General features: G+C 40.4%; 25 protein-coding genes. 22 read left to right on the forward strand and 3 right to left on the reverse strand.

All coding sequences use genetic code 11. The annotated features are described in order from the left end of the window. Nucleotides 1-55: 55 nt before the first annotated feature. From D8837_RS05305 to D8837_RS05405, 20 genes are all read left to right on the forward strand, one after another. Nucleotides 56-559, forward strand: coding sequence for a phosphatase PAP2 family protein (locus tag D8837_RS05305; RefSeq protein WP_185755673.1), 504 nt, complete (start codon nt 56-58; stop codon nt 557-559). 113 nt (nt 560-672) lie between these two features. Continuing rightward, entirely contained in the window at nt 673-1,119 is a 447-nt protein-coding gene (locus D8837_RS05310; protein ID WP_125456422.1) for a LytTR family DNA-binding domain-containing protein, read from the forward strand. A 4-nt stretch (nt 1,120-1,123) separates the two neighbouring features. Next, on the forward strand, nt 1,124-1,798 hold the full coding sequence (locus tag D8837_RS05315) for a LiaF transmembrane domain-containing protein (RefSeq protein WP_125456423.1): 675 nt from the start codon (nt 1,124-1,126) through the stop codon (nt 1,796-1,798). A 105-nt stretch (nt 1,799-1,903) separates the two neighbouring features. Next, nucleotides 1,904-2,092, forward strand: a complete 189-nt coding sequence (gene rpmB / locus D8837_RS05320) for a 50S ribosomal protein L28 (RefSeq protein WP_001140948.1) — start codon at nt 1,904-1,906, stop codon at nt 2,090-2,092. Between the two features lie 155 nt (nt 2,093-2,247). Beyond that, complete coding sequence (locus D8837_RS05325) at nt 2,248-2,613, forward strand: Asp23/Gls24 family envelope stress response protein (RefSeq protein WP_000216437.1); 366 nt, start codon at nt 2,248-2,250, stop codon at nt 2,611-2,613. Nucleotides 2,614-2,615: 2 nt separating this feature from the next. Beyond that, nucleotides 2,616-4,283, forward strand: a complete 1,668-nt coding sequence (locus tag D8837_RS05330) for a DAK2 domain-containing protein (RefSeq protein WP_045605049.1) — start codon at nt 2,616-2,618, stop codon at nt 4,281-4,283. A gap of 139 nt (nt 4,284-4,422) precedes the next feature. Next, entirely contained in the window at nt 4,423-4,614 is a 192-nt protein-coding gene (locus D8837_RS05335; RefSeq protein WP_000681201.1) for a hypothetical protein, read from the forward strand. Continuing rightward, nucleotides 4,611-4,805, forward strand: a complete 195-nt coding sequence (locus tag D8837_RS05340) for a hypothetical protein (RefSeq protein WP_042751714.1) — start codon at nt 4,611-4,613, stop codon at nt 4,803-4,805. Before D8837_RS05335 ends, D8837_RS05340 begins: the two co-directional genes overlap by 4 nt. Then, nucleotides 4,792-5,676 carry an ABC transporter ATP-binding protein gene (locus D8837_RS05345; RefSeq protein WP_125456424.1) on the forward strand — a complete coding sequence of 295 codons (885 nt, stop codon included), beginning with the start codon at nt 4,792-4,794 and terminating at the stop codon, nt 5,674-5,676. The genes D8837_RS05340 and D8837_RS05345 overlap by 14 nt, the downstream gene beginning before the upstream one ends. A 1-nt stretch (nt 5,677) precedes the next feature. Beyond that, complete coding sequence (locus D8837_RS05350) at nt 5,678-6,415, forward strand: ABC transporter permease (protein WP_125456425.1); 738 nt, start codon at nt 5,678-5,680, stop codon at nt 6,413-6,415. Continuing rightward, nucleotides 6,415-7,512 carry a sensor histidine kinase gene (locus tag D8837_RS05355; protein WP_125456426.1) on the forward strand — a complete coding sequence of 366 codons (1,098 nt, stop codon included), beginning with the start codon at nt 6,415-6,417 and terminating at the stop codon, nt 7,510-7,512. Before D8837_RS05350 ends, D8837_RS05355 begins: the two co-directional genes overlap by 1 nt. Nucleotide 7,513: 1 nt before the next feature. Then, nucleotides 7,514-8,113: a response regulator transcription factor gene (locus D8837_RS05360; protein ID WP_125456427.1), complete on the forward strand. Its 600-nt coding sequence runs from the start codon at nt 7,514-7,516 to the stop codon at nt 8,111-8,113. A gap of 312 nt (nt 8,114-8,425) precedes the next feature. Next, nucleotides 8,426-8,839, forward strand: coding sequence for a 30S ribosomal protein S12 (gene rpsL / locus D8837_RS05370; RefSeq protein WP_001142332.1), 414 nt, complete (start codon nt 8,426-8,428; stop codon nt 8,837-8,839). Nucleotides 8,840-8,858: 19 nt separating this feature from the next. Then, nucleotides 8,859-9,329 (forward strand): 30S ribosomal protein S7, encoded by a 471-nt coding sequence (rpsG, locus tag D8837_RS05375; protein ID WP_000087873.1) that lies wholly within the window; start codon nt 8,859-8,861, stop codon nt 9,327-9,329. Between the two features lie 273 nt (nt 9,330-9,602). Further along, nucleotides 9,603-11,684, forward strand: a complete 2,082-nt coding sequence (fusA, locus tag D8837_RS05380) for an elongation factor G (RefSeq protein ID WP_000090350.1) — start codon at nt 9,603-9,605, stop codon at nt 11,682-11,684. 322 nt (nt 11,685-12,006) lie between these two features. Next, nucleotides 12,007-13,707 (forward strand): acetolactate synthase large subunit, encoded by a 1,701-nt coding sequence (locus D8837_RS05385; RefSeq protein WP_033682350.1) that lies wholly within the window; start codon nt 12,007-12,009, stop codon nt 13,705-13,707. After that, nucleotides 13,700-14,176, forward strand: coding sequence for an acetolactate synthase small subunit (gene ilvN, locus D8837_RS05390; protein WP_001253803.1), 477 nt, complete (start codon nt 13,700-13,702; stop codon nt 14,174-14,176). The genes D8837_RS05385 and ilvN overlap by 8 nt, the downstream gene beginning before the upstream one ends. Before the next feature lie 66 nt (nt 14,177-14,242). Beyond that, on the forward strand, nt 14,243-15,265 hold the full coding sequence (gene ilvC, locus D8837_RS05395; protein ID WP_125456428.1) for a ketol-acid reductoisomerase: 1,023 nt from the start codon (nt 14,243-14,245) through the stop codon (nt 15,263-15,265). Nucleotides 15,266-15,378: 113 nt separating this feature from the next. Continuing rightward, nucleotides 15,379-16,629 (forward strand): threonine ammonia-lyase IlvA, encoded by a 1,251-nt coding sequence (gene ilvA / locus D8837_RS05400; protein WP_000952976.1) that lies wholly within the window; start codon nt 15,379-15,381, stop codon nt 16,627-16,629. Between the two features lie 837 nt (nt 16,630-17,466). Then, complete coding sequence (locus D8837_RS05405) at nt 17,467-17,682, forward strand: hypothetical protein (RefSeq protein ID WP_001130035.1); 216 nt, start codon at nt 17,467-17,469, stop codon at nt 17,680-17,682. A gap of 204 nt (nt 17,683-17,886) precedes the next feature. Here the strand turns inward: D8837_RS05405 and D8837_RS05415 are convergent, their stop codons facing one another. Next, nucleotides 17,887-18,627: an amino acid ABC transporter ATP-binding protein gene (locus tag D8837_RS05415; RefSeq protein ID WP_000189477.1), complete on the reverse strand. Its 741-nt coding sequence runs from the start codon at nt 18,625-18,627 to the stop codon at nt 17,887-17,889. Then, complete coding sequence (locus D8837_RS05420; protein ID WP_033686329.1) at nt 18,627-20,192, reverse strand: ABC transporter substrate-binding protein/permease; 1,566 nt, start codon at nt 20,190-20,192, stop codon at nt 18,627-18,629. The genes D8837_RS05415 and D8837_RS05420 overlap by 1 nt, the downstream gene beginning before the upstream one ends. A gap of 138 nt (nt 20,193-20,330) precedes the next feature. On the opposite strand from D8837_RS05420, the gene D8837_RS05425 reads away from it, so the two are divergent. Further along, nucleotides 20,331-22,220: a DUF2207 domain-containing protein gene (locus D8837_RS05425; RefSeq protein WP_125456429.1), complete on the forward strand. Its 1,890-nt coding sequence runs from the start codon at nt 20,331-20,333 to the stop codon at nt 22,218-22,220. A gap of 61 nt (nt 22,221-22,281) precedes the next feature. Beyond that, nucleotides 22,282-23,127, forward strand: coding sequence for an undecaprenyl-diphosphate phosphatase (locus tag D8837_RS05430; protein ID WP_125456430.1), 846 nt, complete (start codon nt 22,282-22,284; stop codon nt 23,125-23,127). Between the two features lie 146 nt (nt 23,128-23,273). Here D8837_RS05430 and dinB read toward each other — a convergent pair whose 3' ends face one another. Beyond that, the gene (dinB, locus tag D8837_RS05440; RefSeq protein WP_125456432.1) at nt 23,274-24,335 is read right to left on the reverse strand and encodes a DNA polymerase IV; all 1,062 of its coding nucleotides are present in this window, start codon (nt 24,333-24,335) and stop codon (nt 23,274-23,276) included. Nucleotides 24,336-24,393 lie beyond the last annotated feature (58 nt).

The raw sequence follows: 24,393 nt of genomic DNA on the forward strand, positions 1-24,393 counted from the left end.
CTAGAAGACAAGTGCTTCCCTATAAGCAAAATTTGAGTAAGTGATGAGAAAATATATGAAAAATTATCAAGAATGGTATGACCACGTTGCTGCTAATATTAAAAATAAGCCCTTTCTTCTGAGCTTGTTAAGAACTTTCAATCGGTTTATGACAGTAGTTATGCCTATGATTTATCTAACCTTGTTAGCAACTACCTATCTCCAACAAGAATTTGGAAAACAGGTCTTGATGTATGTGTTTGTCCCTGCTACAGGCTTTGTGATTTTATCCTTCCTTCGTAAGAAAATCAATTCCCCTAGGCCTTATGAAGTTTGGGAAATTGTACCGCTACTAGACAGAGATAGCTCTGGTCAGTCTATGCCCAGTCGTCATGTCTTTTCAGCAACCATTATCTCCATGGCTTGCTTGCATGCTAGTCTAACTATGGGGATGATTTGTTTGACCTTATCAGCCTTCCTAGGTCTAGTAAGAGTCTTAGGGGGAGTGCATTATCCCAAGGATGTAGTGGTTGGCTATATTTGTGGTCTTGTGTGGGGTGTGATTTTCTTTCTATGTTGACCTGTAAGTTAAGGTAGCCTTACAACCACTTACGAGTCTAAAGTAACCACTTGCTTTTTTGCTCTTGTTTTCTTATTTTGGCTTTGATATAGTAGAGTCAGAAAGGAGATGGAATGAAGTTACGAATCGAAATTGACAGCAATTTAGAGGAAACTGAAATTATCATCAAGGCAGCGACTTTGACAGATGAGATTGCGGATTTACAACGGCTCTTGCAAGAGTCCAAGTCTCCTAGGTTGATTTTTTACAAGGGGACGGGTGAATATTATCTGGACTTGTCGGAAATTCTCTTCTTTGAGACGGAAGGTAGCAAGATTTATGCCCATACCCATAAAGATGCCTACGAAGTTCGGCTCAAACTCTATGAGTTAGAGGCTATCCTTCCTCGCTATTTTAGTCGAGTATCCAAGTCAACTATCGCTAATATTCGGCAAATCTATTCGGTGGACAAGTCCTTTTCAGGAACGGGCACCATTTCCTTTTATCAGACCCACAAGGAGGTTCATGTCTCACGACATTACCAATCCCTCCTAAAAGAAAATCTAAGAAACATGAGGTAAGAACATGAAAAAGAAAGCATTTGGTATTGTGTTGCTCATTTTGGCGGCTTTAATATTATTACAAGGGCATTTTGGAATCCCTTTATTCGGTGGGCAAATTTGGCCCTTGCTCGGTATTGCATTTTTTGCCTATCAATCAGTTGAAGCTTTGCTTCGTCGTCATCTGACTTCAGCAGTTTTTACAGCTTTTGTAGCTCTCATGATTGCTAATCATTTTTATGACATCTTACCTATTCCAAATCAGTCATTGTTCTGGGCTAGTATTCTAATTGTTCTTGGAGTTAGTTATTTGACTCACTCTAACAGAACATGGAATGGTAAGAAATGGTGGTTCGATGGTGAAAAGACCATTCTTACAGACAAGGAAGTCGCTTTTGGTAGTGGAACCTTCTATAAACAAGATCAAGATCTTGTAGACGACCAAGTAGAAGTCGCTTTTGGAAATGCAAAAATCTACTATGACAACTCAGAGATGTTAGGTGATTTTGCAACTTTAAATATTGAAGTCGCTTTTGGTAATGCAACCGTCTATGTTCCACAACACTGGCGTGTAGATTTGAAAGTAGAAACATCCTTTGGTGCAGCCAAGGCAGATGCTCCTGTAGCGCCAACAAGCAAAACCTTGATTATTCGCGGGGAAGTGGCTTTTGGTAAACTTGGTGTTGTCTACGTCAAATAAAAAAATCTTCCAATTCCCTTGCAAAAATGAAGAAAGTGTGATAACATAGTACGGTATGTGGTGCTAGCACATCCGCTATATTAGATCTAATAGGAGGAAAACACAATGGCTAAAGTATGTTACTTTACAGGTCGTAAGACTGTATCAGGAAACAACCGTTCACACGCGATGAACCAAACAAAACGTGCCGTAAAACCAAACCTTCAAAAAGTTACTGTTCTTATCGATGGTAAACCTAAAAAAGTTTGGGCTTCAGCTCGTGCTTTGAAATCAGGTAAAGTTGAACGCGTTTAATAATAAAAGTAAGGAGACCTTAGGGTCTTTTTTCTTTTGTTGTGGGTATAAAATCATTTGAAAAACGGAGTAAATATCCGCTGATACAGTATTCTGCTTTTACACTTGGGCTGAAATATGATAAAATAGAGTATCAACTAGTTGAGGTAAAAAGGATGACTGTAAAAATTAATACAAAAGATGGTCAAATCGAACTAACAGATGAAGTGATTGCAACCGTAGTAGGTGGAGCAGCAACTGAGATTTTTGGTGTGGTCGGTATGGCTAGTAAAAATGCCCTCAAAGATAATTTCCAAGCCCTTCTAGGTAAGGAAAATTATTCTAAAGGTGTCGTCGTAAAGGCGGCCGAAGATGGTAGTATTGCAGTTGATGTATATACCGTGTTGAGTTACGGAACAAAGATTAGCGAAGTGTCAAAAAACATTCAAGAGCGTGTTCGTTTTAGCTTGGAAAACCAGCTTGGAATTACTGCTCAGACTGTAAATGTCTACATTCAAAATATCAAAGTTGTAGGAGAATAACCGTGTCAAAAATTACTACTAGCTTATTTCAAGAAATGGTGCAGGCTGCATCAACTCGCTTGAATAAGCAAGCTGAATATGTCAATTCATTAAACGTCTTCCCAGTTCCAGATGGAGATACTGGTACAAATATGGGAATGACCATTGAAAATGGTGCTAAGGAAGTTGCAGACAAGCCAGCTTCTACAGTTGGAGAGGTAGCGAGTATTCTTGCTAAAGGGCTTTTGATGGGTGCGCGTGGGAACTCAGGAGTTATTACGTCTCAGCTTTTCCGTGGATTTTCACAAGCCATCAAGGATAAAGACGAGTTAACAGGTCAAGACTTAGCCCTTGCCTTCCAATCAGGTGTGGAAGTTGCCTACAAGGCCGTAATGAAACCAGTTGAAGGAACGATTTTGACAGTTTCTCGTGGTGCTGCTATCGGTGCTAAGAAAAAAGCTGAGCAAACAGATGATGCTGTTGAAGTAATGCGTGCAGCCTTGGAAGGTGCTAAAACAGCTCTAGCTAAAACACCAGACATGCTTCCAGTATTGAAAGAAGTTGGCGTTGTGGATTCAGGTGGTCAAGGACTGGTCTTCATCTATGAAGGTTTCCTTTCAGCCCTTACTGGTGAATATATTGCATCTGAGGACTTTGTAGCGACTCCTGCTAATATGAGTGAAATGATCAATGCGGAGCACCACAAGTCTGTAGCTGGTCACGTAGCGACTGAGGACATCACCTTTGGTTACTGTACTGAAATCATGGTAGCTCTTAAGCAAGGTCCAACCTATGCTAAAGATTTTGACTATGAAGAGTTCCGTAACTACTTGAATGAACTTGGGGATTCTCTCCTCGTTGTTAATGATGATGAAATCGTCAAAGTCCATGTCCATACAGAAGATCCAGGACTTGTTATGCAAGAGGGTCTCAAATATGGTAGCTTGGTCAAGGTAAAAGTTGACAATATGCGTAACCAACACGAAGCGCAGGTTGAGAAAGAAGCTGCCCAAGTTAGCAAACCAGCTGAAGAAAAAGAGTATGCTTTGATTGCTGTCGTTGCTGGTAAAGGTCTAGCAGATATCTTCCGTTCTCAAGGTGTGGATTACGTTATCGAAGGCGGTCAAACTATGAACCCTTCAACAGAAGACTTTATCAAGGCTGTTGAACAGGTCAACGCTCGTAACATTATCTTCCTGCCAAACAACAAAAATATCTTTATGGCAGCTCAATCTGCAGCAGAAGTTTTGGAGCAACCAGCAGTAGTGGTGGAAGCTCGCACTCTTCCTCAAGGTTTGACAAGTCTTCTTGCCTTTGATCCAAGCAAGTCCATCGAAGAAAATCAAGAGCGTATGACTGCAGCTCTTAGCGATGTCGTTAGCGGAAGCGTCACAACAGCTGTGCGTGATACAACCATTGATGGCTTAGAAATCCATGAAAATGATAATCTTGGTATGGTGGATGGGAAAATTCTCGTGTCAAACCCTGATATGCACCAAACCTTGACAGAAACATTGAAACATATGTTGGATGAAGATAGTGAAATCGTAACTTTCTATGTCGGTGAAGACGGAAGCGAAGAACTTGCCAATGAAATTGCCCAAGAAATCGCAGAAGAATTCGAAGATGTTGAAGTAGAGATTCACCAAGGCCAACAACCAGTTTACCCATACCTATTTAGTGTGGAATAAAAATTTAATAGATAAAAAAGAAAGTTGATTTTGCAACTTTCTTTTTTTATGACATTTGTCATATTTCCTAGTGACAGAAGCTTCTAGTGATTCTACCTTCAAAGAATTATACTAGATGTATCAAGTGGAGGAAGAAAAAATGAAACATAAAGTAATTGTCGCAATGAGTTTAGTAGCAGCAGGAGTCATGACTTATCTCATGTTCTCAGGATTGGATGAAGGTTTCTATCATTTTCCTTGGGAGCTATTTGCAGGATTTGGAATGATGTCCTGGCTTATCCGAGAAGGTTTGAAATTAGTCTCAGATGTGAAAAAGGAGTTTGAAAAATGAAAAAAGCGTTTCTCTATCTTTTTATTGGACTATCACTAGTGGTATGGTTGGTAGAAATGTTTACAGGTTGGTTTGATCAATCCTTCCTTTACCAATTCATCCGTGGTGCATGGGGATTAGGATTTATGATTTTTATCGTCTTTCCGATGGGAAAGGAGTTGCTGAAAGGAGAATATCATGAACATGATTAAGGTTCAAGGCTTACATAAAAATATCAAGGGCAAGGGTATTTTGAAGGATATTTCCTTTGAGGTGGCAGAAGGCGAATGCATTGCCTTGATTGGACCAAATGGAGCTGGTAAGACGACACTCTTGGACTGTTTGCTTGGATATAAACTGGTCACCAGTGGGCAAGTATCTATCCAAGATTTACCGGTAACGAGCTCTAAGTTAGACTATACAAGATCCTACCTCCCTCAAGAGAATGTAATCGTTCAGAAACTAAAGGTAAAAGAGTTGATTGCTTTCTTTCAAAGAATTTATCCAAATCACTTGAGTAACCAGGAAATCGATCAACTATTACAGTTTGATAAGCAACAAAAAGAGCAATTCGCAGAAAAATTATCAGGAGGACAAAAGCGTCTTTTCTCTTTTGTCTTGACCTTGATTGGGCGACCAAAGCTTGTCTTTTTAGATGAGCCTACTGCGTCCATGGATACCTCAACTCGTCAACGTTTTTGGGAAATTGTTCGGGACCTAAAAGCGCAAGGAGTCACCATTCTCTATTCGTCTCATTATATTGAAGAGGTAGAGCATACAGCTGACCGGATTTTGGTTTTAAATAAGGGAGAGTTGATTCGTGATACGACGCCTCTAGCTATGCGTAGTGAGGAGATTGAAAAGCACTTTATCCTTCCTCTAGCATATAAGGAAGTTGTCGAACAGTCAAACTTGGTTGAAAACTGGTCACAAAAACAGGATGCTCTACAAGTAGTCACACGCGAAGCAGATGCTTTTTGGGAACTGTTAGTTCAAGCAGGATGTAGCATACAAGAAATTGAAGTTAATAATCGTAGTTTGTTGGATACAATCTTTGAAGAAACGCAGAAGGGAGATAACTAAGATGAAACGATGGATCGCACTAAACAAGATAGAATTTCTATTGACCAAACGACAATTAGTCTATTATCTATTATCCGTAGGGATGCCGACAGCCTTCTATTTATTCTTTTCAGGTATGTACCAGGACACACCAGGTGGACCCGCGAATTTTATGCGTGATTACCTTATCTCTATGACTGCCTTTTCCATGATGTCGACAGCTATCTTCTCATTCCCAGCTGTTTTACATACAGATAAAATCAACAACTGGCAGAAAACATTGCGCCATACTCCGGTAAATATGGTAGAATATTATCTATCAAAGATAACAAGTATGATGGTTGATTATTTGGTTTCAATCTTGGTGGTTTTCTCAGTTGGGCATTTTGTAAGAGGTGTAGAGATGCCTCTAGGAAGCTGGGTTGGTGCTGCGATTTTGCTGATTTTAGGAAGTATTGCTTTTGTAGCGCTTGGCTTGACCTTGACACTCTTGCCTTCTAGTCAGCTGATGTCTGTCGTGGGCAATCTTCTCTATCTAGGCTTGGCTGTTTTAGGCGGGCTCTGGATGCCCATTTCTTTATTTCCAGACTGGATGCAAGCAGTAGGTAAGTGTCTTCCAACCTATCAGTTGATGGAGTTGCTCAAGACCTTCTTAAACGAGGGTGGCATCAATTTATCAGCCACAGTTTATCTACTTGTTTTTTCAACAGTTTTGTTTGGTTTGACCATTTACCTTCAAGGTCATAAGGAGAATGCTTAATGCTTGAAAGACTGAAAAGCATACACTATATGTTTTGGGCCAGTTTAATTTTTATGATTTTCCCCATCCTACCTGTAGTGACTGGGTGGCTTTCTGCCTGGCATTTATTGATTGATATTCTATTTGTAGTGGCATATTTGGGTGTTTTAACAACTAAGAGCCAGCGCCTATCTTGGCTATATTGGGGTCTCATGCTGACTTATGTAGTTGGGAATACTGCCTTTGTTGCTGTTAATTATATCTGGTTTTTCTTTTTCCTATCCAATCTCTTAAGTTATCATTTCAGTGTAGGTGGTTTAAAGTCTTTACATGTCTGGACTTTTCTTCTTGCTCAAGTCCTTGTTGTGGGCCAACTGTTGATTTTTCAGAGAATCGAAGTTGAGTTTCTATTCTATATACTTGTAATTCTTGCTTTTGTCGATTTAATGACTTTTGGCTTGGTTCGGATTCGGATTGTGGAGGATTTGAAAGAAGCGCAGGCTAAGCAAAATGCCCAGATAAATCTATTGCTAGCTGAAAATGAACGTAGTCGTATCGGTCAAGATTTGCATGATAGTCTGGGGCATACCTTTGCTATGCTTAGTGTTAAAACTGATCTAGCCATGCAGTTATTTCAAATACAGGCTTATCCACAGGTGGAAAAGGAATTAAGAGAAATACAGCAAATTAGCAAAGAATCAATGCGTGAAGTGCGAACCATTGTGGAAAATCTTAAGTCTAGAACTTTGACATCCGAACTAGAGACTGTGAAAAAGATGTTAGAAATTGCTGGAATTGAGGTGGAAATAGCTAATCAACTAGATACAGCTAGCTTAACTCAGGAATTGGAGTCAACGGCTTCCATGATTTTGCTTGAATTAGTGACCAATATCATCAAACATGCTAAAGCGTCTAAAGTCTACTTAAAATTAGAACGGACAGAGAAAGAACTCATTCTAACAGTGAGAGATGATGGCTGTGGCTTTGCTTCTATAAAGGGGGATGACCTCCATACAGTTCGAGATCGTGTTCTTCCATTTTCGGGAGAAGTAAAGGTAATTAGTTGGAAACAACCGACAGAAGTTCAGGTTCGACTACCTTATAAGGAGAGAAACTAAGATGAAACTACTTGTTGCAGAAGATCAAAGTATGTTACGAGATGCCATGTGCCAGTTGCTCACGCTTCAACCGGATGTGGAGTCTGTCCTTCAAGCCAAGAATGGGCAAGAAGCAATCCAACTATTAGAAAAGGAGTCTGTAGATATCGCCATCCTTGACGTAGAAATGCCTGTTAAGACAGGTCTTGAAGTCTTGGAGTGGATACGAGCAGAAAATCTAGAAACAAAGGTGGTTGTGGTGACGACCTTCAAGCGTCCTGGGTATTTTGAACGTGCGGTCAAGGCTGGAGTAGATGCTTATGTATTAAAAGAACGAAGCATTGCAGACCTCATGCAAACCTTGCACACCGTCCTTGAGGGACGCAAGGAGTATTCGCCTGAATTGATGGAAGTGGTGATGATGTATCCCAATCCGTTGACAGAACAAGAAATCGCAGTTTTAAAGGGAATTGCTCAGGGCTTCTCTAACCAAGAAATTGCAGACAAACTCTATCTATCCAACGGAACAGTCCGAAACTATGTCACCAATATTCTTTCAAAGCTAGATGCAGGTAATAGAACAGAGGCAGCTAATATCGCGAAAGAATCTGGTTGGTTGTGATGATATAATATTTTTGAACATTATGTGCTAAAATTGATGGGATTGAATGGAACAATACTAATTTTAGGAGGGTGGGATTCCTCCTTTTTCTTTTTTTGGGGAGCACTACAAAAGAGCTAAAATTAACAATAAAAAAGAAAAATATCTTGACAACCAATGGAAAATTTTGTTACAATAATAGACGGTACTTTTTACTTTTGGTCTCTCAAGAGTGTACAGGGACGTGCTGACAAATGTTGCAAAAGTACACACAGATGATAGCTGTCACCAAGTGTATCATCACCAAAAATAAAAAAACACAGGAGAATGTAGATGCCTACAATTAACCAATTGGTTCGCAAACCGCGTAAATCAAAAGTAGAAAAATCTAAATCACCAGCTTTGAACGTTGGTTACAACAGTCATAAAAAAGTTCAAACAAACGTTTCTTCACCACAAAAACGTGGTGTTGCAACTCGTGTTGGAACAATGACACCTAAAAAACCTAACTCAGCCCTTCGTAAATTCGCTCGTGTACGTTTGAGCAACCTTATCGAAGTTACTGCCTACATCCCAGGTATCGGACACAACTTGCAAGAGCACAGCGTGGTGCTTCTTCGTGGTGGACGTGTAAAAGACCTTCCAGGGGTACGTTACCATATCGTCCGTGGTGCACTTGATACTGCAGGTGTTAACGATCGTAAACAAGGCCGTTCTAAATACGGTACTAAACGTCCAAAAGCATAAGGAAAGGGGATAAAGAGAAATGAGTCGTAAAAATAGAGCTCCAAAACGTGACGTATTGCCAGATCCGCTTTACAATTCACAACTAGTTACTCGTCTTATCAACCGCGTTATGCTTGATGGTAAACGTGGTACAGCTGCTTCAATCGTTTACGGTGCCTTTGAGCAAATCAAAGAAGCTACTGGAAACGATGCACTTGAAGTATTTGAAACAGCTATGGAAAACATCATGCCTGTACTTGAAGTACGTGCACGTCGTGTTGGTGGTTCTAACTACCAAGTCCCAGTTGAAGTTCGTCCAGAACGTCGTACAACACTTGGACTTCGTTGGTTGGTAACAATCGCTCGTCTTCGTGGTGAACACACAATGCAAGACCGTCTTGCAAAAGAAATCTTGGATGCTGCTAACAACACTGGTGCAGCTGTTAAGAAACGTGAAGACACTCACCGTATGGCTGAAGCTAACCGTGCATTCGCACACTTCCGTTGGTAAGATTAAGATACTAAGGGCGTTAAAAAAGCTACTGAAAATTAGGAAGCTTGACGCGGAATCAAAGATTCTAGGAAAGCTTATCTATTTTCCAAGCTTTTAGACCGAGTTCAATTGAGCTCGATCAGCTCTTAGCAACAACTCAACTTACCATCTAGTAAGTTGAAACCAACAATAGCATGAAAACATTGAGAACGGGTAGGTCCTGCCTATCCGTTTTTATTAAAATCATGTTATAATAGAATAGAAATCAAAAAAATAGGAGAAACAAACCTCATGGCACGCGAATTTTCACTTGAAAAAACTCGTAATATCGGTATCATGGCTCACGTCGATGCTGGTAAAACAACAACTACTGAGCGTATTCTTTACTACACTGGTAAAATCCATAAAATCGGTGAAACTCACGAAGGTGCGTCACAAATGGACTGGATGGAGCAAGAGCAAGAGCGTGGTATCACTATCACATCTGCTGCGACAACAGCTCAATGGAACAACCACCGCGTAAACATCATCGACACACCAGGACACGTGGACTTCACAATCGAAGTACAACGTTCTCTTCGTGTATTGGATGGTGCGGTTACCGTTCTTGACTCACAATCAGGTGTTGAGCCTCAAACTGAAACAGTTTGGCGTCAAGCAACTGAGTATGGAGTTCCACGTATCGTATTTGCCAACAAAATGGACAAAATCGGTGCTGACTTCCTTTACTCTGTAAGCACACTTCACGATCGTCTTCAAGCAAATGCACACCCAATCCAATTGCCAATCGGTTCTGAAGATGACTTCCGTGGTATCATCGACTTGATCAAGATGAAAGCTGAAATCTATACTAACGATCTTGGTACAGATATCCTTGAAGAAGACATCCCAGCTGAATACCTTGACCAAGCTCAAGAATACCGTGAAAAATTGATTGAAGCAGTTGCTGAAACTGACGAAGAATTGATGATGAAATACCTCGAAGGTGAAGAAATCACTAACGAAGAATTGAAAGCTGGTATCCGTAAAGCGACTATCAACGTTGAATTCTTCCCAGTATTGTGTGGTTCAGCCTTCAAGAACAAAGGTGTTCAATTGATGCTTGATGCGGTTATTGACTACCTTCCAAGCCCACTTGACATCCCAGCAATCAAAGGTGTTAACCCAGATACAGACGAAGAAGAAACTCGTCCAGCATCTGACGAAGAGCCATTTGCAGCTCTTGCCTTCAAGATCATGACTGACCCATTCGTAGGTCGTTTGACATTCTTCCGTGTTTACTCAGGTGTGCTTCAATCAGGTTCTTACGTATTGAACACTTCTAAAGGTAAACGTGAACGTATTGGACGTATCCTTCAAATGCACGCCAACAGCCGTCAAGAAATTGACACTGTTTACTCAGGTGATATTGCTGCTGCCGTTGGTTTGAAAGATACTACAACTGGTGACTCATTGACAGATGAAAAAGCTAAAATCATCCTTGAGTCAATCAACGTTCCAGAACCAGTTATCCAATTGATGGTTGAGCCAAAATCTAAAGCAGACCAAGACAAGATGGGTATCGCCCTTCAAAAATTGGCTGAAGAAGATCCAACATTCCGCGTTGAAACAAACGTTGAAACTGGAGAAACAGTTATCTCAGGTATGGGTGAGCTTCACCTTGACGTCCTTGTTGACCGTATGCGTCGTGAGTTCAAAGTGGAAGCGAACGTAGGTGCACCTCAAGTATCTTACCGTGAAACATTCCGCGCTTCTACTCAAGCACGTGGATTCTTCAAACGTCAGTCTGGTGGTAAAGGTCAATTCGGTGATGTATGGATTGAATTTACTCCAAACGAAGAAGGTAAAGGATTCGAATTCGAAAACGCAATCGTCGGTGGTGTGGTTCCTCGTGAATTTATCCCAGCGGTTGAAAAAGGTTTGGTAGAATCTATGGCTAACGGTGTTCTTGCAGGTTACCCAATGGTTGACGTTAAAGCTAAACTTTACGATGGTTCATACCACGATGTCGACTCATCTGAAACTGCCTTCAAGATTGCGGCTTCACTTGCTCTTAAAGAAGCTGCTAAATCAGCACAACCAGCTATCCTTGAACCAATGATGCTTGTAACAATCACTGTTCCAGAAGAAAACCTTGGTGATGTTATGGGTCACGTAACTGCTCGTCGTGGACGTGTAGATGGTATGGAAGCACATGGTAACAGCCAAATCGTTCGTGCTTACGTTCCACTTGCTGAAATGTTCGGTTACGCAACAGTTCTTCGTTCTGCATCTCAAGGACGTGGTACATTCATGATGGTATTTGACCACTACGAAGATGTACCTAAGTCAGTACAAGAAGAAATCATTAAGAAAAACAAAGGTGAAGACTAATCAGTCCTCGCTATAGAAGGAAGTCACTTAGTGGCTTCCTTTTTTGTAACGTTACGACAAATTTTATACATTCTGAAAATATGACTTAAAGAACTTTCATATAACATAAGTTGAAGTAATTTGCGAAGGAAATTTACAATGTAAATGAAAATATATTGTTAAAGAATGTAATTTATCTTTTAAAACTCATAAAAACAAAATAATTATTCATAAATAAACTTTAAAATAGAAAATTCAGAAAATTTCTTATTTTGTCTTGAAAAATTTTGAAAAAATGGTATGATAGTAACAAGTTATTTTTAAGAGAAGAGAAAGGGGAACAATGGAGAAAATCAGTTTAGAATCTCCTAAGACGGGGTCGGACCTAGTTTTGGAAACACTTCGTGATTTAGGAATTGATACCATCTTTGGTTATCCTGGTGGTGCGGTCTTGCCTTTTTATGATGCGATATATAATTTTAAAGGCATTCGCCACATTCTAGGGCGCCATGAGCAAGGTTGTTTGCATGAAGCTGAAGGTTATGCCAAATCAACTGGAAAGTTGGGTGTTGCCGTCGTCACTAGCGGACCGGGAGCAACAAATGCCATTACAGGGATTGCAGATGCCATGAGCGACAGTGTTCCCCTCTTGGTCTTTACAGGTCAGGTGGCGCGAGCAGGGATTGGGAAGGATGCCTTTCAGGAGGCAGACATTGTGGGAATTACCATGCCAATCACTAAGTACAATTACCAAGTTCGTGAGACGGCTGATATTCCGCGTATCATTACGGAAGCTGTTCATATCGCAACTACAGGTCGACCAGGGCCAGTCGTAATTGACCTACCTAAAGACGTATCTGCTTTAGAAACAGACTTCATCTATTCACCAGAAGTGAACCTACCAAGCTATCAACCGACTCTTGAGCCAAATGATATGCAAATTAAGAAAATCTTGAAGCAATTATCCAAGGCTAAAAAGCCAGTCTTGCTAGCTGGTGGTGGAATTAGTTATGCTGAAGCAGCTGCAGAATTAAATGAATTTGCAGAACGCTATCAAATTCCAGTGGTAACCAGTCTTTTGGGACAAGGAACGATTGCAACGAGTCATCCACTCTTCCTTGGAATGGGAGGCATGCACGGGTCATTCGCAGCTAATATTGCCATGACGGAAGCGGACTTTATGATTAGTATTGGTTGCCGTTTCGATGACCGCTTGACGGGGAATCCTAAGACTTTCGCTAAGAATGCTAAGGTTGCTCACATTGATATTGACCCAGCTGAGATTGGTAAGATTATCAGTGCGGATATTCCTGTAGTTGGAGATGCTAAGAAAGCCTTGCAAATGTTACTAGCAGAACCGACAGTTCATAACAATACTGAGAAATGGATTGAAAAAGTTACTAAAGACAAGAACCGCGTTCGTTCTTATGATAAGAAAGAGCGTGTGGTTCAGCCGCAAGCTGTTATTGAACGAATTGGTGAATTGACGAATGGAGATGCCATTGTGGTAACAGACGTTGGTCAACACCAAATGTGGACAGCCCAGTATTATCCTTACCAAAATGAGCGTCAGTTAGTGACTTCAGGCGGTTTGGGAACGATGGGATTCGGAATTCCAGCAGCAATTGGTGCCAAAATTGCTAACCCAGATAAGGAAGTAGTCTTGTTCGTTGGGGATGGTGGTTTCCAAATGACCAACCAGGAATTGGCTATTTTGAACATTTACAAGGTGCCAATCAAGGTGGTCATGCTGAACAACCACTCACTTGGAATGGTTCGCCAGTGGCAGGAATCCTTCTATGAAGGTAGAACATCTGAGTCAGTCTTTGATACCCTTCCTGATTTCCAATTGATGGCACAGGCTTATGGCATTAAAAACTATAAGTTTGACAATCCTGAGACCTTGGCTCAAGACCTTGAAGTCATTACTGAGAATGTTCCTATGCTAATCGAGGTAGATATTTCTCGTAAGGAACAAGTGCTACCAATGGTACCAGCTGGTAAGAGTAATCATGAGATGTTGGGGGTGAAGTTCCATGCGTAGAATGTTAACAGCAAAACTACAAAATCGTTCAGGAGTCCTCAATCGCTTTACCGGTGTCCTGTCTCGTCGTCAGGTTAATATTGAAAGCATCTCTGTTGGAGCAACAGAAGATCCGAATGTATCGCGTATCACCATTATTATTGATGTGGCTTCACATGATGAAGTGGAGCAAATCATTAAGCAGCTCAATCGTCAGATTGATGTGATTCGCATTCGAGATATTACGGATAAACCACACTTGGAGCGCGAGGTGATTTTGGTTAAGATGTCAGCGCCAGCAGAGAAGCGTGCTGAGATTCTAGCGATTATTCAACCTTTCCGTGCAACAGTGGTAGACGTAGCACCAAGCTCGATTACCATTCAGATGACAGGGAATGCTGAAAAGAGTGAAGCTCTATTGCGAGTCATTCGACCATACGGTATTCGCAATATTGCTCGAACGGGTGCAACTGGATTTACCCGCGACTAAAAATCCAACTTAAATTTGTTAAACCAGCCTAAAAGGCAATAAATAATAGAAAAGAGAGAAAAAACTATGGCAGTTCAAATGGAATACGAAAAAGATGTTAAAGTAGCAGCACTTGACGGTAAAAAAATCGCCGTTATTGGTTATGGTTCGCAAGGACATGCGCATGCTCAAAACTTGCGTGATTCTGGTCGCGATGTTATCATCGGTGTACGTCCAGGTAAATCTTTTGACAAAGCAAAAGAAGATGGATTTGACACTTACACAGTAGCAGAAGCAACTAAATTAGCTGACGTTATCATGATTTTGGCACCAGACGAAATCCAACAAGAATTGTACGAAGCAGAAATCGCTCCAAACTTGGAAGCTGGAAATGCAGTTGGATTTGCCCATGGTTTCAACATTCACTTTGAATTTATCAAAGTTCCTGCAGATGTAGATGTCTTCATGTGTGCTCCTAAAGGACCAGGACACTTGGTACGCCGTACTTATGAAGAAGGATTTGGTGTTCCAGCTCTTTACGCAGTATATCAAGATGCAACAGGAAATGCGAAAAACATTGCTATGGACTGGTGTAAAGGTGTTGGAGCAGCTCGTGTAGGTCTTCTTGAAACAACATACAAAGAAGAAACTGAAGAAGATTTGTTTGGTGAACAAGCTGTACTTTGTGGTGGTTTGACTGCCCTTATCGAAGCAGGTTTCGAAGTCTTGACAGAAGCAGGTTACGCTCCAGAATTGGCTTACTTTGAAGTTCTTCACGAAATGAAATTAATCGTTGACTTGATCTACGAAGGTGGATTCAAGAAAATGCGTCAATCTATTTCAAACACTGCTGAGTACGGTGACTATGTATCAGGTCCACGTGTAATCACTGAACAAGTTAAAGAAAATATGAAAGCTGTCTTGGCAGACATCCAAAATGGTAAATTTGCAAACGACTTTGTAAATGACTATAAAGCTGGACGTCCAAAATTGACTGCTTACCGTGAACAAGCAGCTAACCTTGAAATTGAAAAAGTTGGTGCAGAATTGCGTAGAGCAATGCCATTTGTTGGTAAAAATGACGATGATGCATTCAAAATCTATAACTAATTGATAGAAATTAAGGTGAAGGCGAGTTGGGGGACTAACTCGCTTTTATAATCAATTCATCTCTCTTTTAAGAGGATGAATTGTGATAGTATGAAATAGTCTAGGAGAAAAAGATGTTAAGTTCAAAAGATATCATCAAGGCTCATAAGGTCTTGAATGGTGTGGTCGTTAATACACCGCTTGATTATGACCATTATTTATCGGAGAAGTATGGTGCTAAGATTTATTTGAAAAAGGAAAATGCTCAACGTGTTCGCTCTTTTAAAATTCGTGGTGCCTATTATGCCATTTCCCAGCTCAGCAAGGAAGAACGTGAGCGTGGGGTAGTCTGCGCTTCTGCGGGGAATCATGCGCAGGGAGTTGCTTATACTTGTAATGAGATGAAAATTCCTGCTACTATTTTTATGCCAATTACAACTCCGCAACAAAAAATTGGTCAAGTTCGCTTTTTTGGTGGGGATTTTGTAACCATTAAACTAGTTGGGGATACCTTTGATGCTTCAGCCAAAGCAGCTCAAGAATTTACAGTCTCTGAAAATCGTACCTTTATTGACCCCTTTGATGATGCCCATGTTCAAGCAGGTCAAGGGACAGTTGCTTATGAGATTTTAGAAGAAGCTCGAAAAGAATCGATTGATTTTGATGCTGTTTTGGTCCCTGTTGGAGGCGGAGGTCTCATTGCTGGAGTTTCGACTTATATCAAGGAAACAAGTCCAGAGATTGAAGTTATTGGGGTAGAGGCTAATGGAGCGCGTTCTATGAAGGCTGCCTTTGAAGCTGGTGGGCCTGTCAAACTAAAAGAAATTGACAAATTTGCAGATGGGATTGCTGTGCAAAAGGTAGGACAGTTGACCTATGAGGCAACTCGTCAACATGTTCAAACTTTGGTAGGTGTCGATGAGGGATTGATTTCTGAAACCTTGATTGACCTCTACTCTAAGCAAGGGATTGTCGCAGAACCTGCTGGAGCGGCTAGTATCGCCTCTCTAGAGGTGTTGGCTGAATATATCAAGGGGAAAACCATATGTTGTATCATTTCTGGAGGAAATAATGATATCAACCGTATGCCAGAAATGGAAGAGCGTGCCTTGATTTATGATGGTATCAAGCATTACTTTGTGGTCAATTTTCCACAGCGTCCAGGAGCTTTGCGTGAGTTTGTAAATGATATCTTAGGACCAAATGATGATATTACACGTTTTGAGTATATCAAGCGAGCTAGCAAGGGTACAGGGCCTGTACTGATTGGGATTGCCTTGGCAGATAAGCATGATTATGCAGGCTTGATTCGTCGAATGGAAGGTTTTGATCCATCTTATATTAACTTAAATGGTAATGAAACGCTCTATAATATGCTTGTCTGAGGACTAATAAAAAAATATCATATTATTTGCACAACTGATGTATAGGTGCTATAATGAGGATGAAGAAAGGGGGCGATTCCTATGAACTTAGGAAATCGATCACACTGTTTCTACAACAACTCATTATAGTGCCTATTGTTTTTGATTCAGTTTATATTAAGGTAATAGAATTATTTGTTATATTTAAGGAGTTTTTTGAAATCCACCATTTTATATATGTCTAATCTGAAATTTGGCTAAATATAATAGGAATTAGAAAAAATAATCAATTCTAATGAGATGCCTTATACTGAGATGGCTGAGAAGAGTGATGGGATACTGCAAAAGAACAGTAGAAAAATGTTGAAAGATAGAATACAATAGTTTACTGACTACTCATCTTTTAATGAGGTAGGAGAAACAAAAGGAATCTTGATAAAGTAAATAAATAGTACCAGTTTAGCAAGTGAAAAAGTGCTTATACAGACAGGAAGAAATCGAAGAAGGAGAAGAAAAAGAATAGTTAGAAATAGTCTGGAGAGAAAGTCTTCCGCTATTAGGAATGTCCTTTTAAAGTTGGATAAATAGAATAAAGTTGAAGATAAAATCTGTCTAACCTATCAAAAACTGGTATTTGTAAATATGAATATTCTTACAAATAAAAGAGTTAATAATGCAATTATTTTAAAGGTATTTACTAATGGTTTATAGCAAGCAAAAACCTATATATTATCGGCTTTAATAAGATAGTAATAGAAATATAAATCATTAATTTTATTGAATATATGTTTTTTTATTGACAAAAGGCATAAAAACGTATACAATTAAATATCGTAAAGAAGAAAATAGGAGAAGGACATGGCTAAGTCAAACTTTGAAAAAGTAGAATCAGTTGTTGGCTGGGTTCGTGATAAGAAGATCACAGGCTACCGTATCTCTAAAGAAACGAATGCGCGTGAGATGTCTATCATTGCTCTAGCGCAGGGGCGTGCAAAAGTAAAAAATATTTCGTTTGAAACGGCTCTAGGTTTAATTGATTTCTATGATAAAAATCATGAAAAATTTGAAGATTAATCTTTGGATAATGGCGGATTCTTGAATAGGGTCTGCCTTTTCATTTTGATACTCAATGAAAATCAAAGAGCAAACTAGGAAGCTAGCCGTAGGTTGCTCAAAACACTGTTTTGAGGTTGCAGATAGAGCTGACGTGGTTTGAAGAGATTTCCGAAGAGTATGAGAACAGCAAAAAGACTGCACGAGTGATGCAGCCTTTTCTTTTTATTTGAGATAGCGTTGAAGGAACTCTTTTGTACGGTCTTCTTTAGGATTGGTAAAGAGGTCTTCTGGTTTGCCTTCTTCAGCAATCACTCCCTTATCCATAAAGATGACACGGTGAGAGACATCACGGGCGAATTCCATCTCGTGGGTTACGACAATCATGGTCAAGCCTTCCTGAGCTAAATCCTGCATGATTTTGAGGACTTCTCCAACCATTTCTGGATCGAGAGCTGATGTTGGTTCATCAAAGAGAATAGCGTCAGGATTCATTGAAAGAGCACGAGCGATGGCCACACGTTGTTTTTGACCACCTGAGAGTTGTTTTGGCTTCGCTTGCCAGTAGCGTTCTCCCATGCCGACTTTTTCTAGGTTTTCTTTGGCAATTTTTTCAGCTTCTGTACGTTCGCGTTTAAGGACAGTCGTCTGAGCGACGATTGTGTTTTCAAGAACGTTGAGATTTTCAAAGAGGTTAAAGGATTGGAACACCATCCCCAACTTTTCACGGTATTGCGTGAGGTCATAACCTTTTTCGAGGACGTTTTGTCCATGATAAAGGATTTGTCCATCAGTTGGCGTTTCAAGTAGGTTAATGGAGCGTAGGAAGGTCGATTTTCCGCTTCCAGAGCTTCCAATGATAGAGATAACTTCTCCCTTGTGGACAGTAAGAGAAATGTCTTTTAGCACTTCGTTTTGTCCATAGGATTTTTTGAGGTGTTTAATTTCAAGGATTGCTTGTGTCATTATTTCAAATCCTCCGTTTGCATTTGGTTAGCACCTGTAGTATAGGTATCCATGTCCATGCGGCGTTCGATGAAGCGTAGGATACGTGTTACGGTGAAGGTGAGGACAAAGTAAATCACGGCGATGATTGTAAATGTCTGGAAGTATTGATAGGTTTGCGTTGCCACGGTATTTCCTGAGAAATAAAGTTCGACAACAGAGATAACGTTCAATACAGATGTATCTTTGATATTGATGACAAATTCATTACCAGTTGCTGGTAAGATGTTACGGACTACCTGAGGCAGGACAATTTTACGCATGGTTTGGTTATGGGTCATACCAAGAGCAGTAGCGGCTTCAAATTGTCCCTTGTCAACTGCTAGGATACCACCACGGACGATTTCAGTCATGTAGGCTCCGGTGTTGATTGAAACGATGAAGATAGCAGCCAGTGTACGGTCAAGGTTGATACCGAAAGCTTGGGCAGTTCCATAGTAGATAACCATCGATTGAACGATCATTGGAGTACCACGGAAAATTTCAATGTAGACGTTGAGGATCCAGCCGACTAGTTTTTGTAGGCCATAAATGGCTTTATTCTCAGATAGAGGAGCAGTACGGAAAACACCAATGGCAAGTCCAATAATGAGACCTGTGATGGTTCCGACGATAGAGATTAAAAGAGTGACACCAGCACCACGCAAAAGTTGTTGCCAGTTTTCAGAAAGAATTTTAGCGACTTGGCTAAAGAAACTACTGCTAGTCTCTTCAGTTGTTGTAGCTTCGGCAGGTTGTTCCTTGATCATACGATCCATCAAGGCAACTTGGTCATCTTTTGAAATAGTTTCAATGCTGGCATTGATTTGGCTAATACGGTTGTCATCTTTACGAAGTCCAATGGCGATAGCTGTATCTTCTTCCCCCGTTTTGAAACCTGGTTCTACTTGAACCATCTTGAACTTAGAGTTAGCAGCTTCAGCAGTCAGTGCTTCTGGGCGTTCAGAAACATAAGCATCAATGACACCAGCCTCAAGAGCTTGGCGCATTTGAGCGAAGTCTCCCATGGCAGTTTCTTTTTTAGCACCTGGGATTTGTGCAATCAAGTCATAAAGATAGACACCTTGTTGAGAAGTGATTTTCGCACCATTAAAGTCATCCAAAGATTTAGCACTTGCGTAGGCAGAATCTTTTTTGATAAGCAAAACTGGTTCGCTAGTGTAGTAACTGCTTGAAAAGGCAATTTCTTGTTTACGTTCGGCAGTTGGACTCATACCTGCGATAATCATGTCAATCTTACCAGAAGTAAGGGCAGGAACTAGACCTTCCCACTTTGTTTTAACAACCAAAGGTTCTTTACCTAAGTCCTTAGCGATTTTCTTGGCGATTTGAACATCGTATCCGTTAGCATACTGGTTAGTCCCATCGATTTTGACAGCTCCATTGCTATCATCGTCCTGAGTCCAGTTAAAGGGAGCATATGCTGCTTCCATCCCGATGCGTAAATATTCATCGGCTTGGGCAACATTGACAAGTCCCAGCATCAGCAAGAGACTTGTGAAAATAGATAAGTATATTTTTCTCATGATTTCTCCTATTTCTAATCTATTAAAAAATAACTGTCTCCTATTTTATCGAAAAAAACTCTATTTTTCAATATAGGTAAGCCCTTACTTGAGAAAAAATGATATAATAATAGCAAAGATAAAAAGGGGGCTTAGTTGATGAAAAAAACTTTTTTCTTACTAGTGTTAGGCTTGTTTTGCCTTCTACCATTCTCTGTTTTTGCCATTGATTTCAAGATAAACTCTTATCAAGGGGATTTGTATATTCATGCAGACAATACAGCAGAATTTAGACAGAAGATAGTTTACCAGTTTGAGGAGGACTTTAAGGGCCAAATCGTGGGACTTGGACGTGCTGGTAAGATGCCTAGCGGGTTTGACATTGATTCCCATCCAAAGGTTCAGGCCGCGAAAAATGGTGCTGAACTGACAGATGTTACTAGCGAAGTGACAGAAGAGGCGAATGGTTATACTGTGAAAGTCTACAATTCAGGTCAGGAGGGTGACATAGTTGAAGTTGACCTCACATGGAATTTAAAAAATTTGCTTTTTCTATATGATGACATCGCTGAATTAAATTGGCAACCTCTGACAGATAGTTCAGGAACTATTGGAAAGTTTGAATTTCATGTAAGGGGAGACAAGGGGGCTGAAAAACTCTTTTTCCATACAGGGAAACTTTTTAGAGAGGGAACGATTGAAAAGAGTAACCTTGATTATACTATCCGTTTAGACAATCTTCCGGCTAAGCGTGGAGTTGAGTTGCATGCCTACTGGCCTCGGACCGATTTTGCTAGTGCTAGGGATCAGGGCTTGAAAGGGAATCGTTTAGAAGAGTTTAATAAGATAGAAGACTCGATTGTTAAAGAAAAAGAGCAAAGTAAACAACTTGTTACTTGGGTCTTCCCTTCCATACTTTCCATATCCTTGTTATTGAGTGTCTGCTTCTATTTTATTTATAGAAGAAAGACCACTTCTTCAGTCAAATATGCCAAAAATCATCGTCTCTATGAACCACCAATGGAATTAGAGCCTATGGTTTTATCAGAGGCGGTTTACTCGACCTCCTTGGAGGAAGTGAGTCCCTTGGTCAAGGGAGCTGGAAAATTCACCTTTGATCAACTTATTCAAGCTACCTTGCTAGATGTGATAGACCGTGGAAATGTCTCTATCATTTCAGAAGGAGATGCAGTTGGTTTGAGGCTAGTAAAAGAAGATGGTTTGTCAAGCTTTGAGAAAGACTGTCTAAATCTGACTTTTTCAGGCAAAAAAGAAGAAACTCTTTCCAATTTGTTTGCGGATTACAAGGTATCTGATAGTCTTTATCGTAGAGCCAAAGCTTCTGATGAAAAACGGATTCAAGCAAAGGGGCGTCAGCTCAAATCTTCTTTTGAAGAAGTATTGAAAGAGATGCAAGAAGGAGTGAGAAATCGAGTTTCCTTCTGGGGGCTTCCGGATTACTATCGTCCTTTGACTGGTGGGGAAAAGGCCTTGCAAGTGGGTATGGGTATTTCCACTATCTTGCCTTTATTTATTGGAGTTGGTTTGTTCTTGTACAGTTTAGACGTTTATGGCTATCTTTACATCCCCTTGCCAATACTTGGTTTTCTAGGTTTAGTTTTGGCTGTTTTCTATTATTGGAAGCTTCGACTAGATAATCGTGATGGTGTCCTGAATGAAGCAGGGGCAGAAGTCTACTATCTCTGGACCAGTTTTGAAAATATGTTGCGTGAGATTGCAAGATTGGATCAGGCTGAATTGGAAAGTATTGTGGTCTGGAATCGCCTTTTGGTCTATGCGACCTTATTTGGCTATGCGGACAAGGTCAGCCATTTGATGAAGGTTCATCAGATTAAAGTGGGAAATCCAGATATCAATCTCTATGTAGATTATGGCTGGCACGGTATGTTTTATCATTCAAGCGCGCAAATGAGCCATTATGCCAGCATCGCAAACACAGCAAGTACCTATTCCGTATCTTCTGGAAATGGAAGTTCTGGCGGTGGCTTCTCCGGAGGTGGAGGCGGTGGCAGTATCGGTGCCTTTTAAAGAGAACTGTCACAGACTAAAAAAATATGCTATAATGGAAGATAGAAAAAAGGAGTAATCTATGTATCTTATTGAAATTTTAAAATCTATCTTCTTCGGTATTGTTGAAGGAATTACGGAATGGTTGCCGATTTCCAGTACAGGTCACTTGATTTTAGCAGAGGAATTTATCCAATACCAAAATCAAAATGAAGCCTTTATGTCCATGTTTAATGTCGTGATTCAGCTTGGTGCTATTTTAGCGGTTATGGTAATTTACTTTAACAAGCTCAATCCTTTTAAACCGGGTAAAGACAAGCAGGAAGTTCGTAAGACTTGGAGACTGTGGTTGAAGGTCTTGGTTGCCACTTTACCTTTGCTTGCCGTCTTTAAATTTGATGACTGGTTTGATACCCACTTCCATAACATGGTTTCTGTTGCTCTCATGTTGATTATCTATGGGATTGCCTTTATCTACTTGGAAAAGCGCAATAAAGCGCGTGCTATCGAGCCAAGTGTGACAGAGTTGGACAAGCTTCCTTATACGACAGCCTTCTATATCGGTCTCTTCCAAGTTCTTGCTCTTTTACCAGGAACTAGCCGTTCTGGGGCCACAATTGTCGGTGGTTTGTTAAATGGAACCAGTCGTTCTGTTGTGACAGAATTTACCTTCTATCTAGGGATTCCTGTTATGTTTGGAGCTAGTGCCTTAAAGATTTTCAAATTTATAAAAGCAGGACAACTCTTGAGCTTTGGGCAATTGTTCTTGCTCTTGGTTGCGATGGGAGTAGCCTTTGCAGTCAGCATGGTCGCTATTCGTTTCTTGACAAGCTATGTTAAAAAACACGACTTCACTCTTTTCGGCAAATACCGTATCGTACTCGGTAGTGTCTTGTTGCTCTATAGTTTTGTGCGTTTATTTGTATAAGAAAAACCTTGAAGGGGTAGCTCTTCAAGGTTTTATACTCTTCGAAAATCTCTTCAAACCGCGTCAGCTCTATCTGCAACCTCAAAACAGTGTTTTGAGCAGCCTGCGTCTAGCTTCCTAGTTTGCTCTTTGATTTTCATTGAGTTTTAAAATCCAGTCATGGTAATCCCCAACAGGCGGACACCTCTTTCTTTCTCGTCTAACTCTTCATAGAGTTGCAGGGCTATTTGGCTTATCTGACTAGCATCCTGTATTTTTTGAGCCAGACTTTTTCGTTTAGTAAGAGTTGAAAAGTCCTCGTAGCGGATTTTCAGAATGACAATTTTTCCAGCTTTTTCTTGTTTACTGAGATTGAGAGCGACTCTTTTTGACAGGAGAGCCAGCTCTTTTTTGATATCTTCCTCGGCACGGAGAATCTTCCCGTAGGTTTTCTCCTTCCCGATTGATTTACGGATGCGATTGGATTTGACGGGGGAATTGTGGATACCACGAGCCTTTCGATACAGGTCATAGCCCAGTCTGCCAAAGCGGTCTATTAGGGTCACTTCAGGGACTTCAAGTAGATCAGCGCCGGTAAAAACACCCATTTGATGAAGTCTCTCTACCGTCTTTTTTCCTACTCCATGAAACTTAGAAATATCCATTTGTTTGAGAAAATCCTCAGCTTGTTCAGGTAAAATAATTGTCAAACCATGTGGTTTTTGATAGTCACTAGCCATTTTAGCTAAGAATTTGTTATAAGAAACGCCAGCAGAAGCGGTCAGATGGAGTTCTTGCCAGATATCTTTTTGAATGAGGCGAGCAATTTTGACCGCTGACTTGATATCGAGTTTATTTTCTGTCACATCCAAATAGGCTTCGTCAATGCTCATGGGTTCAATCAAATCTGTATAACGCTTAAAGATAGCTCGAATCTGGAGGCCCACAGTTTTGTATTTTTCATAATTCCCTGAGATAAAGACGGCCTGGGGACAACGCTCATAGGCTTCTTTAGAGCTCATGGCTGAATGGACACCAAAAGCTCGCGCCTCATAGCTACAAGTGGAAACGACACCACGCCCACCTGTTTGTCGAGGGTCGCTACCGATAATGACAGGTTTTCCTCTGAGTTTAGGATTATCTCTGATTTCGACCGCAGCAAAAAAGGCATCCATGTCAATATGGATGATTTTTCTTGACAAATCATTTAATAAAGGAAAAATCAACATCTCTACTCCCCTTTTTACCGCTTATTTTCTTTTATTATACCCTTTTTTCTGAAAAAAA

The sequence above is a fragment of the Streptococcus mitis genome, assembly GCF_003942965.1.
GTDB lineage: Bacteria > Bacillota > Bacilli > Lactobacillales > Streptococcaceae > Streptococcus > Streptococcus mitis_BH.

Coding starts and splice junctions, on each gene's coding strand:
- D8837_RS05310 (WP_125456422.1), top strand. CDS start 673: ATGAAGTTACGAATCGAAATTGACAGCAATTTAGAGGAAACTGAAATT.
- D8837_RS05430 (WP_125456430.1), top strand. CDS start 22,282: ATGTATCTTATTGAAATTTTAAAATCTATCTTCTTCGGTATTGTTGAA.
- D8837_RS05340 (WP_042751714.1), top strand. CDS start 4,611: ATGAAAAAAGCGTTTCTCTATCTTTTTATTGGACTATCACTAGTGGTA.
- D8837_RS05355 (WP_125456426.1), top strand. CDS start 6,415: ATGCTTGAAAGACTGAAAAGCATACACTATATGTTTTGGGCCAGTTTA.
- dinB (WP_125456432.1), bottom strand. CDS start 24,335: ATGTTGATTTTTCCTTTATTAAATGATTTGTCAAGAAAAATCATCCAT.
- D8837_RS05335 (WP_000681201.1), top strand. CDS start 4,423: ATGAAACATAAAGTAATTGTCGCAATGAGTTTAGTAGCAGCAGGAGTC.
- rpmB (WP_001140948.1), top strand. CDS start 1,904: ATGGCTAAAGTATGTTACTTTACAGGTCGTAAGACTGTATCAGGAAAC.
- ilvC (WP_125456428.1), top strand. CDS start 14,243: ATGGCAGTTCAAATGGAATACGAAAAAGATGTTAAAGTAGCAGCACTT.
- D8837_RS05350 (WP_125456425.1), top strand. CDS start 5,678: ATGAAACGATGGATCGCACTAAACAAGATAGAATTTCTATTGACCAAA.
- D8837_RS05415 (WP_000189477.1), bottom strand. CDS start 18,627: ATGACACAAGCAATCCTTGAAATTAAACACCTCAAAAAATCCTATGGA.
- fusA (WP_000090350.1), top strand. CDS start 9,603: ATGGCACGCGAATTTTCACTTGAAAAAACTCGTAATATCGGTATCATG.
- D8837_RS05425 (WP_125456429.1), top strand. CDS start 20,331: ATGAAAAAAACTTTTTTCTTACTAGTGTTAGGCTTGTTTTGCCTTCTA.
- ilvA (WP_000952976.1), top strand. CDS start 15,379: ATGTTAAGTTCAAAAGATATCATCAAGGCTCATAAGGTCTTGAATGGT.
- D8837_RS05305 (WP_185755673.1), top strand. CDS start 56: ATGAAAAATTATCAAGAATGGTATGACCACGTTGCTGCTAATATTAAA.
- rpsL (WP_001142332.1), top strand. CDS start 8,426: ATGCCTACAATTAACCAATTGGTTCGCAAACCGCGTAAATCAAAAGTA.
- D8837_RS05315 (WP_125456423.1), top strand. CDS start 1,124: ATGAAAAAGAAAGCATTTGGTATTGTGTTGCTCATTTTGGCGGCTTTA.
- D8837_RS05325 (WP_000216437.1), top strand. CDS start 2,248: ATGACTGTAAAAATTAATACAAAAGATGGTCAAATCGAACTAACAGAT.
- D8837_RS05420 (WP_033686329.1), bottom strand. CDS start 20,192: ATGAGAAAAATATACTTATCTATTTTCACAAGTCTCTTGCTGATGCTG.
- D8837_RS05345 (WP_125456424.1), top strand. CDS start 4,792: ATGAACATGATTAAGGTTCAAGGCTTACATAAAAATATCAAGGGCAAG.
- D8837_RS05405 (WP_001130035.1), top strand. CDS start 17,467: ATGGCTAAGTCAAACTTTGAAAAAGTAGAATCAGTTGTTGGCTGGGTT.
- D8837_RS05385 (WP_033682350.1), top strand. CDS start 12,007: ATGGAGAAAATCAGTTTAGAATCTCCTAAGACGGGGTCGGACCTAGTT.
- ilvN (WP_001253803.1), top strand. CDS start 13,700: ATGCGTAGAATGTTAACAGCAAAACTACAAAATCGTTCAGGAGTCCTC.
- D8837_RS05360 (WP_125456427.1), top strand. CDS start 7,514: ATGAAACTACTTGTTGCAGAAGATCAAAGTATGTTACGAGATGCCATG.
- rpsG (WP_000087873.1), top strand. CDS start 8,859: ATGAGTCGTAAAAATAGAGCTCCAAAACGTGACGTATTGCCAGATCCG.